15 protein-coding genes are annotated in these 14,440 nt (G+C 37.8%); 2 read left to right on the forward strand and 13 right to left on the reverse strand.

Features of this window, described 5'->3' with window-relative positions; genetic code table 11:
* Positions 1-147: 147 nt before the first annotated feature.
* The 6 genes from ACOI1D_RS12020 to ACOI1D_RS12045 form a co-directional block, all read right to left on the reverse strand.
* Positions 148-963 (reverse strand): lipid II flippase Amj family protein, encoded by an 816-nt coding sequence (locus tag ACOI1D_RS12020; protein WP_422501529.1) that lies wholly within the window; start codon positions 961-963, stop codon positions 148-150.
* A gap of 147 nt (positions 964-1,110) precedes the next feature.
* Entirely contained in the window at positions 1,111-1,710 is a 600-nt protein-coding gene (locus tag ACOI1D_RS12025) for a hypothetical protein (protein WP_422501530.1), read from the reverse strand.
* 626 nt (positions 1,711-2,336) lie between these two features.
* Entirely contained in the window at positions 2,337-3,737 is a 1,401-nt protein-coding gene (gene hemY / locus ACOI1D_RS12030) for a protoporphyrinogen oxidase (RefSeq protein WP_422501531.1), read from the reverse strand.
* Positions 3,738-4,676: a ferrochelatase gene (gene hemH / locus ACOI1D_RS12035; RefSeq protein ID WP_422501532.1), complete on the reverse strand. Its 939-nt coding sequence runs from the start codon at positions 4,674-4,676 to the stop codon at positions 3,738-3,740.
* Between the two features lie 22 nt (positions 4,677-4,698).
* Positions 4,699-5,733, reverse strand: coding sequence for a uroporphyrinogen decarboxylase (gene hemE / locus ACOI1D_RS12040; RefSeq protein ID WP_422501533.1), 1,035 nt, complete (start codon positions 5,731-5,733; stop codon positions 4,699-4,701).
* Positions 5,734-5,837: 104 nt separating this feature from the next.
* A complete protein-coding gene (locus ACOI1D_RS12045) occupies positions 5,838-8,000 on the reverse strand; it encodes a transglycosylase domain-containing protein (RefSeq protein WP_422501534.1) in 2,163 nt (720 codons plus the stop codon).
* Positions 8,001-8,180: 180 nt separating this feature from the next.
* Here ACOI1D_RS12045 and ACOI1D_RS12050 point away from each other — a divergent pair, with 180 nt between their 5' ends.
* Positions 8,181-8,678 (forward strand): antibiotic biosynthesis monooxygenase family protein, encoded by a 498-nt coding sequence (locus ACOI1D_RS12050; RefSeq protein ID WP_422501535.1) that lies wholly within the window; start codon positions 8,181-8,183, stop codon positions 8,676-8,678.
* Between the two features lie 49 nt (positions 8,679-8,727).
* Here the strand turns inward: ACOI1D_RS12050 and ACOI1D_RS12055 are convergent, their stop codons facing one another.
* From ACOI1D_RS12055 to ACOI1D_RS12080, 6 genes are all read right to left on the reverse strand, one after another.
* Positions 8,728-9,210 carry a thioredoxin family protein gene (locus ACOI1D_RS12055; protein ID WP_422501536.1) on the reverse strand — a complete coding sequence of 161 codons (483 nt, stop codon included), beginning with the start codon at positions 9,208-9,210 and terminating at the stop codon, positions 8,728-8,730.
* A gap of 3 nt (positions 9,211-9,213) precedes the next feature.
* Positions 9,214-9,642 (reverse strand): disulfide oxidoreductase, encoded by a 429-nt coding sequence (locus ACOI1D_RS12060; RefSeq protein WP_422501537.1) that lies wholly within the window; start codon positions 9,640-9,642, stop codon positions 9,214-9,216.
* A gap of 594 nt (positions 9,643-10,236) precedes the next feature.
* On the reverse strand, positions 10,237-10,875 hold the full coding sequence (locus ACOI1D_RS12065; RefSeq protein WP_422501538.1) for a response regulator: 639 nt from the start codon (positions 10,873-10,875) through the stop codon (positions 10,237-10,239).
* Between the two features lie 15 nt (positions 10,876-10,890).
* The gene (locus tag ACOI1D_RS12070) at positions 10,891-11,928 is read right to left on the reverse strand and encodes a sensor histidine kinase (protein WP_422501539.1); all 1,038 of its coding nucleotides are present in this window, start codon (positions 11,926-11,928) and stop codon (positions 10,891-10,893) included.
* Between the two features lie 14 nt (positions 11,929-11,942).
* On the reverse strand, positions 11,943-12,722 hold the full coding sequence (gene liaF / locus ACOI1D_RS12075; RefSeq protein WP_422501540.1) for a cell wall-active antibiotics response protein LiaF: 780 nt from the start codon (positions 12,720-12,722) through the stop codon (positions 11,943-11,945).
* Between the two features lie 360 nt (positions 12,723-13,082).
* Positions 13,083-13,739, reverse strand: a complete 657-nt coding sequence (locus ACOI1D_RS12080; RefSeq protein WP_422501541.1) for a phosphatase PAP2 family protein — start codon at positions 13,737-13,739, stop codon at positions 13,083-13,085.
* Between the two features lie 105 nt (positions 13,740-13,844).
* Here ACOI1D_RS12080 and ACOI1D_RS12085 point away from each other — a divergent pair, with 105 nt between their 5' ends.
* Positions 13,845-14,279, forward strand: a complete 435-nt coding sequence (locus ACOI1D_RS12085) for a ferritin-like domain-containing protein (RefSeq protein WP_422501543.1) — start codon at positions 13,845-13,847, stop codon at positions 14,277-14,279.
* Between the two features lie 70 nt (positions 14,280-14,349).
* Here ACOI1D_RS12085 and ACOI1D_RS12090 read toward each other — a convergent pair.
* Positions 14,350-14,440 (reverse strand): IS3 family transposase (locus ACOI1D_RS12090; protein ID WP_422501544.1); only part of this gene is annotated, 91 nt, incomplete at its 5' end.

Here is a 14,440-nt window from a genome sequence, read left to right on the forward strand (position 1 = left end):
GTGCGTCATTAGACAATTAAGCTGGACGTAGCTGTTTATTCACCTTGGTTATCCACATCCTAAAATAATATAAACAGTAAAAAAACCGTCCAAATCAAGGACGATTAACGTTTTTTTGCTTTTTCATTCATTGGATGTAGATCACTATTACACGATAAATTTAGTAAACCAGGCAATATATTTTGCCCCTGGAATAAATAATAATTGAGCAATAAATGTTCCAAGCAAGCGTGAAGTAACCATCATTAGAGATAATGACTTTAGATCGAGGTAGCTTCCTTTTTGATTGATAACATCATCTGCTACAACAGATATTTTTGGGTCGACAAAAATCACCAGTAATATTGTAGCTATGCCATTAACAAGTCCAGACGCCATAATTGCTGTTGAAGCTCTTTCTGGTTCCAGCAAAGCTGCATAGAGTGCTGACAAAACGCCTATAGTATAAATTGACGTTATCATCATATTTGTAACGAACAAGTTAACCGGGATATGTTTCCACCTAATATCTTTTAGATAAGCAGTTTTTGGCAGCTTAAGGTGTTTGACTCCCCGCTTAATGTATCGGAGGGTTAGTCCCTTTTTTATCAAGGACGGAACAGAGCCTCTTTCGTCTGATAGGTGAACAATAGCTCTAGAAAAAATGGCAATAAAAGTAGGAAGCAGGATAATACCTATCATTGTTCCTACTGTTGATGCTCCAATGATTACTCTGTACTGGCTCTCTACAAATTCTAACGTATTCACCTTTGGAGCGGTGTCAACCAGACTACCTGTAAAAGGCTGTTGCATCATATTTGCTAATCTTGAGAACATAACCATCAAGCTAAATAATGATAAAGCAGAAGCTAGCAATCTCACTCTTGCCCCAGACAGTCTAACTGCATAAGCAAGTGTTTCAATTGAGTGGATAATAAGAATAAATAATGCTATGAATATTAATTTTACTGTTAACAATTCCAAAATGAATTACCTTCTCTATAATTGATTTTCAATGTATATCCTACATTTTTTTGCGTTTCAAAAAAACTGAATAATCCATCTCAAAAACTAATACTATAAGTCTAACACTTAATTCTACTTAATTTCTTCAAAACCATAGCATTTTTGTTAAAAGGTCTTTCTTAAAACTCTCTTTCTTAAAAAGAAAAACATGGTCACTAATAAAAGAAATAACATAATTCCAACAAGAATTACAAGTTCAATATTTTCTTCTATGTTACGTTTTAGCAAGTGGGTAAATGGTTCTGCAATGGGTTCTTTTCTTGGTTCTGCATAACTGATATGATTTACGGTATCTCCACCCAGGGCTGGTTCCCAACCACCCTCTATTGACTCTAACCAAATTTCAATTTCGTCTCCTGCCATAATGTCCATTTTAGCTCCACCACTCATCGGAACCCACGATGGTACATACGAATAAGTCACATTCAATAAAGTATCTTGTTCTAGAATAAGATCATCTGGTTTTTTTATAACCTTATAAACATCCAGGGCCATGACCCTTATTTGACTGGGATAACCTCTTTCGTCAGAGGTATCGAGTAGTAACGTGTCTTTCATAACTTCTCCTTTAATTTGCAATGGAGATCTTTGCTTGATTTCCTCTACTTCACTTGGATCTGGAGCTGCATAAACTAGCCCCAACGGTTTGATTGTGTACATACTAAAAAGCACAAACATAATTACAAATAACAATTTCTTCTTCATTTTACGTCCATCCTTTTTTATCCCTTTACATTATATGACGAAAAACTAATAGAATTGTTTCACAGTAGACTTTTATTTTATTAAGTTCTTTACGCTGATTTGTTGCTCTATACCCACACAGCGCCTGGTGTTAAGTAATCAACCGTTACCCGAGAAAATCGACCGTTATGGCCTGAGAATCAGCCCTTATCCAGAAATATCGACCGTTATGGCCTAAGAATCAGCCCTTATCCAGAAATATCAACCGTTATGGCCTAAGAATCAACCGTTATCCAGAAATATCGACCGTTATGGCATGAGGATCAGCCGTTATCCAGAAATATCAACCGTCTATTCTAAAAAACACTCGCTTTCCATGAGAAACAACGCTTCTGCATTCTTCAGCAAAAATCACTCCTATTTACTACGATACTTAGTGTCATATCTTTTGTCCTTGGTTCATTAACTTGGGAAATGCGATTAGAAAACTTGGCTTATCGCCAAGCCTTAGTTGCCACTTAGTTGCACTTATGCAGTAAGAAAGGATTTATACTTTCTTACCTGGAAAAAAATGCCCATCAAATTCACTATTTGATGGGCATTTTTTAAATATACTTAATGTGATGGGAAGAATCCCAAGCAACAATTTACCGCAGGAAATTTAATACGTTTGCTACCGCTTTTTCACCTTGTTCAATACAATCCGGTATTCCGACACCTTCGAATGAACTCCCTGCCAAATAAACACCTGGTAATGACTCGTCCATATGATTCCGTACGTTAGCAATTCTTTCCTTGTGTCCCACTGTATATTGTGGCATTGCGTTTTTCCACCTTGAAATCACACTAAACTTCGGCTCCTGTGTGATATTCATGGTTTTATTCAAGTCTTTTAGCACAATTCCCTTAATTTCCTCGTCAGATAAATCTACTACTTCCTGATCACTGGGTCGGCCTACATAACAACGAATTAGTACGCTGCCTTCGGGTGTAGAATTCGGCCATTTCTTATGTGTCCAAGTGCAGGCAGTTATACGGAAATCACTGTTCCTTGAAACGACGAACCCGGTTCCATCGATATCCTTTTTAATTGCGGATTGATCGAATGCCATCGCAACGTTTGCAACAGAGGTTGCTGGTACATTATCAAATTCATGAAAGAAGTCAAACTGGCTAAAGACTTTCGAAAGCGTGTGATGTGGTGTCGCCATAATAACCGCATCCGCCTTATATACTTGACCATTACTCAAAAGTAAATGATAGCCATGATCTTTTTTCTCAATATGATCCACTGCAGCATTAAAGGTTACGGTATCCGCTTCAAGCTTTTGTTCTATTTGTTTGACGAGTGATTCCAGTCCACCCTGAAATGAATAAAACATTCCTGGCTTTTTCTTCTTTGATCCAGATGGTTTCGGCAATGTTTTTTGCAACCCTTTTATTAGACTCCGATGCTCTTGTTCTACTTGATAGAAGTTTGGGAAAGTAGCCATGAGGCTCATATCATCAATATCTCCAGCATAAATTCCTGATAAGAGTGGCTCAATTAAGTTCTCCACTAACTCATTCCCGAACCGGTGACGGAAAAAGGCCCCCAAAGACTGGTCTGGTACATCTTTACTTTTTGGGAGTGCGTAATCAAATCCAGCACGCAATTTACCTTTTAAAGAAAATAATTTTGAAAATAAAAATGGACGAGCTGTTGTTGGGATTCCCATATAGGAACCACTGGGCATCTTATGTAATTTATTGTTAACTAAAATATAAGACTGGCCCGTACCATTGCGAACTAACTTATCGGTTAGTCCAACTTCTTCTGCTAATTTAACAGCAGGTGTCTTTCGTGATAAAAATGAATCAGGACCCCGCTCAATTGTAAATCCATCTTTTTGTACAGTTTGAATTTTCCCACCTAAACGGTTGCTTGCTTCAACTAGCTTAACTTTGTATGGTAAGTGCTTTTCTTTGATCTCTTTTTGTAAATAGTAAGCAGCGGAAAGCCCTGTTATCCCGCCACCAACAATTACAATTTCTTTTACATTATCCATTTAAGAATCACGCTTTACTTTTTTTAGAACAACGTCTGCTAACGTCGAAATAAAGTCAGGGTGTACGTTAGGCATTTCAGGTCGATAGTAGTTCGCACCCAATTCATCACATACCACTTTACACTCGTAGTCATTATCATATAACACCTCTAAATGATCGGCGATGAACCCGACTGGTGCATAAACAAATGAACGGTACCCCTTTTGTTCAAAAAGCTCTCGTGTTAAATCCTGCACATCGGGGCCAAGCCATGGATCTGGTGTGTTGCCTTCACTCTGCCAACCAATTTTATAATTGGTAATTCCTGTTGATTCAGAAATTAATCGGGCAGTTTCCTTTAATTGATCAGGATATGGATCTCCATTTTGCAGAATTTTTTCCGGAAGACTATGTGCTGAAACGATAAGCACCGCCTTTTCTTTTTCTTCAGCCGCCATTTCATCATATACCGCGTTTATCTGATTAGCCCAGTAATTGATAAAACCTGGAGCATCATACCAGCTTTCAACTGACGTAATCGACAACTTACCTTGTTTCTCTGCTTCATCATTTGCCCGCTTATTATATGATTTCACACTAAATGTGGAATAATGTGGTGCCAATACTAAAGATACTGCTTCTTCGATCCCGTCATTTGCCATTTGCTGCACAGCATCTTCAATAAATGGCTCAATATGTTTAAGTCCAATGTATACGTGAAATTCAACATCATCCTGAACCTTGTTCAACTCTGTTTCAAGTGCCTTTGCTTGTCCATTTGTAATCTTCGCTAATGGCGATATTCCCCCAATTGCCCGGTAGCGATCTGTTAAATCCTGCAGCATTTCCGGTGTTGGCTTTCGTCCCCGTCTAATATCCGTATAGTATCGTTCTATGTCTTCTTCCTTGTAAGGCGTTCCATATGCCATTACAAGCAAACCCATTTTTTTCTTACTCATTACATACACCTCGTTAGCGGTCTTATTGTTTAGAATAGCTGTGAACTAATTCAGTTACTTTTTTCAGTGTAGCTGGCTTAATTTCAGGTGTTACACCATGCCCCAAATTAAACACATAGCCTTGTTCTTGCATCCCTTGGTCAAGGATAGCTTTTGTTCTCTCCTCAATTGTATCCCAGTCCGCCAATAAAATAGCAGGATCTAAATTTCCCTGTAGCACCTTAGTTACTCCCATTTGTCTAGCTTCCTGAATTGATGTGCGCCAATCAAGTCCAAGTACATCCACAGGCAAGTCATTCCATTCCAATAGCAGATGTCTTGCCCCAATACCAAATAACACCAATGGAACATTCTCTTTTTGAAGTTCGCGAAAGATGTGTTGCATTGCAGGCTTGATGAAAATCCGGTAGTCTGAAGCATTTAGTGTTCCTACCCATGAATCAAATATCTGTATTACACTGACACCTGCTTTAATTTGTGCCTTTGCATATGTAACCACCATGTCGGCTAGTTTATCCATCAATGCAAACCATGTTTCCGGTTCACGATACATAAGTGCCTTTGTTTTATGGTAGTTTTTAGATGGACCACCTTCAATCATATAGCTCGCTAATGTGAATGGTGCTCCACTGAACCCGATTAACGGAACTGTTAATTGTTCCTCTGTCAATAATCGAATCGTGTCTAGTACATACGGTACGTCTGATTTAGGATTGATTGTTCCGAGCTTTTCAACATCCTGATACGTTTGTATGGGATTATGGATAATAGGTCCTATGTTCTTTTTAATTTCCACGTCTACCCCGATAGCAGGTAATGGTGACATGATATCCTTATATAGGATTGCCGCATCCACACCATAATTTTCAACTGGAAGGCGTGTAACATAAGCACATAATTCGGGTTGGTGGGTAATTTCAAACAAGGAATATTTTTGTTTGATTTCCCTGTATTCTTTTTGAGAACGCCCAGCCTGTCGCATAAACCATGCTGGAACATGATCCGTTTTTTCGCCTTTATAGGCTCTAATAATTGTGTCATTCATTTGCTTTAACATGTTTTCCACCCTTTTTAACAGCTTCAATTCAACTCTACTACCTACTATATCGATTTTCCTCTTAGGTGTATAGCAAACCCGTTTGATTGTCATGAATTTGTCGATTACAGTGATAGTTCCACCGCATTTGACTTGGACCCTTCAACCTTCGTCAATGGGTTGTAAGGAACAATATAATAGTGAGTTGTTTTCAATAAAGGAAGATCATCGATAATAAATTGATTCTTTCCTTTAACTTCTCCAATTCGTTGATCAACACCCGCCTGCTTTTTGTAAATGTGAAAAATAACTCGTTTGTCGTCTGCTTTAGGCCAAGTTAGTTTCCCTTTGATTAAAGAAAATCCTCCAAATGTATAGCTTGCTTTAAGATTATCAACTTTTGGAAGATCAATTGGTTTTGGTAGTGGATCTACATTATCAGGTTTTACGAAAGCTGATTCTAATGGTCGCTGCTTATCTATTTCGGTCAGAATTGACTTCGTAAGCATGGTTGGGTACGTACTTCCGTCTGTAAGATAATGACCTTTATCAGAATGATCATATCCCATCCATAAAGCACTTACGTATTTTGGCGTGTAGCCGACAAACCAAGCATCTTTATAGAACCCATTTGCGTGGGGGTGTTGAGTCGACCCTGTTTTACCAGCCAGTGCCTTTTCATAATCTCCTGCCGTTGCAGTTCCATCATCTACAACTTTTCGCAGCATTTCTGTCATGTCCCATGCAACCTGACCACTAAAGACCTGTGTTTCCTTATATTCTTCCTCAGTTATTAGATTATTATTTCGATCATAAACATGCGTTATAGTATGTGATTCTATATACTTGCCAGCATGGACAAACGGACGATAGCTTTCCATCATTTTAATAGGTGCTATTCCTTTTGATAAACCACCTAGTGCAATCGCTAGCCCATTATCTTCAATCGTAATAGCCATCTTTTCGAGATATGACTTGGCATAATCAATACCAATCGCATCAAGCAACCAAACTGCTGGGGCATTTTTCGATACTCTCAGCGCTTCGTATATGGATACGGCACCTTCGTATTGATTATTTAAGTTCTCTGCTGTGTATCCCTTGAAACTTACTTTTTGATCGGGTATTAGCGAATAGGGTCTATACGCTTCTTTCATCAACGCAGGTCCATATACAGCGGTTGGCTTAATAGTGGATCCTGGCTGACGTTTTACAGTAACACGGTTAAGATTGCCTAATTCATACGATCGGCCACCTATAGCAGCAACAATCCCTCCATTTGACTGATTCATCATGACAAAGGCGCCCTGCACACCGTTTGTATTGCCTGGGAAATACCGATCATTTTTAAACTGATTATAGGCAATTTGCTGGATGTGTTTGTCCATACTAACAATTAGCCGATAACCACCACGCCTTAATTCTCCTAAGGAAAGCTGATACTTATCTGCGGCTTCTTTTATAACTAAATCTACAAAACTATCTACCCATGGATTTTCTTTTGGCTTCCAGATATCTAAACCAAGCGTTTTCCCCTGCGCCTGCACGCGGGTATCAGTAGCAATCATTCCTGCATTATCCATTGACTGAAGCACAACATTCCTTCTGGCTAACGCCTTTTCCTGATGATTAATTGGCGAATAACCATTAGGAGCTTTAGCTAACCCCGCTATCATAGCACCTTCTGCCAGCGTTAGGTCTTCTACGGACTTTGAAAAAAACAATCTGGAAGCTTCTTCTATCCCATATACTCCAGAACCAAAATATATTTCATTTAAATATATTTCAAGTAGTTGTTTCTTTGTAAATTCACGCTCTAAATATATAGCAGCCATTACTTCCTTGGTTTTTCGCATCCACGTCTTATCATTTTTCAAGAAAAGATTTTTGGCTAGTTGCTGTGTGATTGTACTAGCACCCTCCACCTTGGAAAATGCAATGAGATCACGGTATACAGCTCGCATAACAGATTGAAAGTCCACCCCTGCATGCTCATAAAAACGACGATCTTCAACAGCAATAAATGCTTCCTGAACATGTTTTGGTACATCATCAATTGATACAAGCGTTCTGTTTTCATTATATAATTCAGCAATAATATCTCCGTTTTTTGTTTCAATTGTGGTAGTAACGTCTAGAATTAAATCTTCTTCATTGACAACCAATTTCCCACCAAAAACAATAACTAAATATCCTGAAATCCCCAAAAAAACAAAGATTGCGATACTAATAACAACATATTTCATGTTGAAATTAAGTCTTGGTTTTCTTTTTTTACTTTGTTGCATTATACTGTTCACCTCTACACATGACTGTAAATTCAATCATATCCTTCAGTATACGACAGTTTTCAACAATCGAAAAGTAATACTGTTTGATCTGTACTGCGTATTTTTTGATTAAGTATTATCAAACGGGTATTATTAAAATAGAAGAATTTTGTATTAGAAAGGGGACCTGGGTAGATAATGAAAGCACACATGACAAATGGAACACTGGAAATAATTACAAAGATAACAAATAAACACCCTGACATCAAATTCTATCTGATGAATAGTGGTACGAATGTACTTGCTTATTATGAGGACTCTAAACAAAACATCTTCGCTTCTGGAAGAGGATATGAAATATTAATTAGCAAAGGAACGATTAGAAACAAGGGATTCGTTGTGATGAATAACATCACAGTTACAGAGGATGGTCGTACTGTATTTGAAGACCGCTTTAAACAACGAAGCTCTAGCATTGAGTCTTCTCCCGGTTTTCAGGCTTTCCGGTTATTAGAACCAGAAAGTGGAAACAAATACATTGTATTTACCCAGTGGGCTTCCATTGAGGACTACGACAATTGGAAGAACTCTGACGCATTTAAGAAACAGCATCAAAGTGCTGGCGGAACAAAGCCCCCAGCATATTTCGCTGACACACCATATATCACTACCTACAACATGGTGGACACGGATTAAAGCCAATTTAGTAAAAGCGGAAGCACCATTTAATGGGCTTCCGCTTTGCTTATTCTTTTATATTATTTTTTTCAAAGAATGTACGCCATTCCTTTTTTGAGTGTTCTCCGCTAAGCCTATCTACCTCTTCTCCGTTTTCATACCGTACAAGTGTTGGTGTTCCTTCTATTCCGAATTCTTTCCAGCCTTCTTCAAACTCAAGCAGGTTCAATTTTTTCATTTCGACACCAAGTTCTTCAGTTAATGGAACCAAAACTGGAGTGGTACGTTGGCAATGAATACAAGTAGGACTGTAAAAGTAAACGGTTAAGGATTCACCATTTTCCAGTTTTTCGCTTAATTGGTCTGGTAAAATTTGATTTTGATAATTCGGATTGTCCAGCTGGTCAATTGTTTCCTGCTCCAAATCTATATCGCCATAAGGGTTTTCACTATCACCAATTGCTTGATTGTTTTTGTATTGAACTACAAAGTAAAGAGCAGCAAATAACACTACAAGCACTGTTATAAATATTATCATCTTTTTTTTCATTGGTTATTTCCTCCTAAGTTGCTTAAGTAGAATGATGTGGCAAACAAAAATTAAAATAAACGCTGTTCCCGCAAGGAAAGGAATAGTTACAAACCCAAAATAATTCACGTATTCTGAATTACACGGAATAATACCACATGCTCCCGAGTTCTCATGAAGTGCAGGCACCTTTTGAATCAAATAATGATAAATAGACACAAACATACCAATTCCACTTAAAATAAGTCCTGGTAGGGCTATTGACATATCCTTTTTGACCATAGCAGTACCATAAATAATCACAAGCGGATACATTAATATCCGTTGGTACCAACATAATTCACAGGGAATGTATCCCATTACTTCTGAGAAGAATAAACTTCCAAGTAATGCTATTAGAGATACTCCCCATATAAAGAACACGAGCGTTTCGCTTTCTTTGGACTGATTCATATATGTATTCTCCCTCATTAAAATCTTCATAAATAGTATACAAGCCTTCCATTAAAAAAACAAAAAAAGCAGACTGCAATTTTAGCAGTCTAAGCCTAAAGATAAGTTTTGTTGCTCTTTAACCCTCGTAGTTGATACAAACTGCGATGTAACTAAAAATCATGTTCGTTGCCTTGCAATCGTTGCGGAAAAATCACTACGCTTTCCGCGGGCTTGCGCTGAGCCTCCTCGATCGCAAAGACCGCTCACTGCGGGGTCTCAACACTTCGCTTTCCCGCAGGAGTCTTCGTGATTTTCCTCCACTAACACGAAGTTTTGAAAGTACTGTGTAGCTCACCTACTATTACGATAGTTGACTTACGCTACGGGCCGTTGACTCCTGCGGGAACAGCACGAGTCTGAAGACCCCGCAGAGTGGTAGATGTTGAGGGCCGACTAAGACCGTCCTTTGCGGACAACATGGGCATACCCCTTGCCGGGGCAAGGAGGCTGAAGCGTTCCCCACGGAAAGCAACGGTCCGCAGCGGAAAACAACTCAGCGCATACGTTGCAGTTTATAGCTTTTCTGTCAAAAGCAACATTCTTTTAAACGTACTAATTCTCTGAAGAAATTAAGTTATTTCGATGAACATATACAGCAGCCTGGGTACGATCATGTACTCCTAATTTACCAAGGACATTACTGACATGTGTTTTGACGGTTTTAATACCAATATATAATTTCTCGCTAATTTCCAGATTTGTCATTCCATTACCGATGCAAATAAGAACTTCTAACTCCCGCTCTGTTAAATCATCATGTGCCTTATGGGAATTAGCACGAAAAGATGACATCATTCTCCCCGCCACTTTAGGCTCAATTACGGTTTCATCCTGTGTAGCTTTTTTAATAGCTGATACAATCTCATCCGCAGAGGATGTTTTTAAAATGTAACTGAATGCCCCCGCTTCTATTGCAGGGAAGACTTGTTTGTCATCATAGAAGCTTGTAAGAATTATAATTTTTGTATTTATACCACTATCTGTAATTGCACGGGTTGCATCGATTCCACTACCATTATCCATCATTAAATCCATCAGTACAACATCAGGTTCTTCCTTAATAACAAGCGACGCCCCATCATTTCCATTAGACGCTTCTCCTATAACTTCAATTGTTTCATCAGTTTGCAAATAGGAGACAATTCCTTTTCGAACAACATCGTGGTCGTCAACTACAATAACTCGAATCATTTATTTCTCTCCCCCTTAACATGGAATTCGTATATCGATATATGTACCCTCATGTTGAATTGATCGAATTGTAAATGTTCCACCCAGTTCTTCACTTCGCTCTTTCATCGTCTTTAATCCATAGGAAGTTTTCCGATCAGAATCTGTTCCAACATCAAACCCCTGCCCATCATCTGCTATATGAATAAATAGCTCATTTGATTTGGTTAAAATCTTTAGCTTTACTTCTTTTGCATTAGCATGCCGCAGGATATTGGATAGAGATTCCTGGATGATTCTAAATATATGCTCTTCAGTAGTCTCAGGAAGTTTAATAGCTTCATCAATTTCTAATTTGAACTGTATAGTACTCTTTTGTTTTAGTTCTTCTAACAACTTTCTTAAACCAATAGGCAGTGGCTCCCCGGACAAATGAACAGGACGCAGGTGCAATAATAGTGCACGCATTTCTGTCTGAGCCTGCAATGCACTCGATGCTACATCCTCCAGTTGTGATTTAGCTAATGTTGGATTTTTGTCAATTTGCTTAAGAGCCGCTTCAGCCATCATTGTAACACCGAATAATTGCTGACTAACTGAGTCATGCAGATCCCTTGCCAATCGCTGCCTCTCTTCAATTACTGCGGCCTTATGTGAAGATTTAGCAAGGTCTGCTTTTTCGTCAGCCATCCGTTGAAGTGACTTCACCTGGCTTTGCATCCTTTTTCCCAGTTCATTCATCTCATTACCTATTCTGGCAATTTCATCATCTTCGTTAAAATAAACGCGAGAATTATAGTTTCCATTGGTGAACTGGGTGATTAACACTGAAAAGTAGTCTAATCTCTCCTTTAAATCTCCACTTGATTTAAATCCTACATATAATGAAAGTAGCAAGGCTATCAAAAGGTATGTGGAAATAAATAGAAAGATGCTTTCTGTAGTTAGCCATTTCGGTGAAAACAGCACATAAATTGAGAGCAAAAATGACAGCAAGATAACAGTAGTTAAAAACAAAGCATACAAGTGAGAACGAATATAACTGAAACGGATGCTATTTAATCGCTTTAGCACAGGTCTCACCTCCATTATACTTTATCGACACGGACAGAGCCCGCTTTTAATTTCAATGTTATTGTCAATTTTCTTGTTGCTTCCTCGTAATCTTCACATTGATAATGTACTTTTCTATTTATGCCCTCTGATGTTTGTCCCATGACATTTATTTCACCAGCTTTTACTGAAGCATCAATGCGGCAAGCAACGTTTTCTGGCATTAAAATTTGGATGTCACCTGCCCAGCTATTAATCGTTATTGGAATTTCTTTTTCTGGAATAAATCCTTTTGAAAAATCAATGTAGTAATCCCCAGCAGCATTGTACAAATCCATTGGTTCAACTTTCCAGTTCGGATCTGTGAATTGATGGTCACCTATGGAAAAACGACTACCGTGTTTTCTCTGTTTGTTTACTTTATTATCTTTTTTATCGCCTGTATCTATCTCAAACTTGAAGTTTTTTTTTCGTTGCGGTTTTCCAATTATACTAAACCCAATGTAAACAATTAATAACGGCCATAGTTTCAAAACATCATTAAAATTGAAATTAATAATCTGCAGTTCACCAAGTACTAGCAGGGACCCAAAAACGAATAAGAATGAACCAAAGATCCAGTTACCACCGTCGTTACGTAAATCATCAACAAACCACTTTAAACCAAATATGATAAATAATGTGGAATAGATATAAGGCCAAATACCATTCATATCCATATTGATTACATCGAGATTCTCTAACACTAGTAATACTCCAATTATGATAATACTAAATGCTATTAAGGAACGGATGAATCGATTATTCATTTTCATCACTCTTTCTATTTTATTGATAGCTTAAGATTGTATTATTTCAGAGAATAAATTAAGTAACAACAGCTTGGATAGACACCCAAGCTTAGGAAGATGCGTCTAAAAAAAACATTATAAAGAAAACACGAGTATCATCCATGTTACTCTGCTCCAATTAAGTATACCTAATATCCTGGAGAAGGAAACAACACAGCAACAAATTAAAACATAAAATTTCGATTTTTTAACATATTAATTTATTTTACTTCCATACTACTTTCTTTACACGCATATGTATGCCCCTCCTAGTAAGTTTGTACTTTAATCATACCGGAAGGGGCTATTTTTAATAACAACCTTTAGAACGTTTTTGTCTCCGCCTTAAGACGGAGATTCATTTGCCGGGGACCGCCGCCTTTGAACATATTCAAATAACATTGTCCAAAGCAAGATAAATATAAATCCAAAGGCAAACCCTGCTAAAACATCAGTAAGATAATGAACACGTATCATATACCGACTGAATCCAATTAAGAAAATGAGGATTGCGACGCTTATTTGAGCAGCTATTACCTTTTTCTTGGATTTTATTTTTTTTGCTAAAAAGTATATAAGCAATCCATAACAAACCATTGAGATCATAGCATGTCCAGATGGAAAGCTATACCCTTCTGCCTCGGCTGCAACAAAAATCCGAGGACGTCCCCTCTCAACGATTACCTTAATCAAAACGTTTGCACCATAGCTAAGTAAAGTTCCACCTGCGAACATAACCCCGACAAACCAATCACGGAAAATGTAACCTAGTATAATAGCAACCACAATAGTAAATGGTGTCAAAAAGGTTCCAGAGCCAAGTTCTGTTAACCACCTAAATAAGAAATACAAATTTGAATCTGCTAAGGATTGTACGAACCCTCTAGTCCATTGATCAACAAGAGGAATTGTTCCTTGTTGTATTTTCATCACCCACAATATAGTTGTGAATAAAACAAACGATAATAGAAAAACATATAAATAGTTCCTTTTTTTTCTCAATGTTAATACCTCCCTCCAAAACTATACCCATAATAGCAACGTTTAAAAATTAGAATTAGGGGAAAATGCTATATAGATAAATAATTGAAAGGCTGGGATATAAAAATGGATAAAGACTTACAAGAATTAATTGATGGTCTAAATGTAGATTTAGCAAATGAATATGGTGCAGCAATTCAATATACTTATAGTGCATCAGTAGTATCCGGGTTATACCGTTCAGCGTTAAAGCCCTTCTTTGAAGCAGAAATCACCGATGAGATGGGACATGCGCTTTACCTGTCTGAAAAAATAAAAACGTTAGGTGGAACTCCGACAACAAAATCTGCTGACATTCCACAGCCTACAGAGGTAAGAGATTTGTTAGAAGCTTCGTTAAAGGCTGAAGCAGACACAATTGATCGTTATGAAAAACGTAAAAAACAAGCTGATAACTTGAACTTGACTGAGCTAGTTGTCAAACTTGAAGATATGATTTCTGATGAAACGCATCACAAAGAAGAAATAGAGCGTTTATTACAGGATCCACGATTAACATAAAATTAAATTAATAATTACCAAGCAGAAAGAGCATCTACAAGGTGGTTACCCCCAAAAGTTAGAGTTTTTATTATGCAGCTGATTGGCTGGATTGCGTTCGGTATTCGACTGGACTCAATCCAGCCAATTTTTCTTTTGATCGTTCATGATTGTACCAGTAA

Origin of the sequence: Virgibacillus sp. DJP39, assembly GCF_049310925.1 — a bacterium.
Classification (GTDB): domain Bacteria; phylum Bacillota; class Bacilli; order Bacillales; family Amphibacillaceae; genus Virgibacillus_F.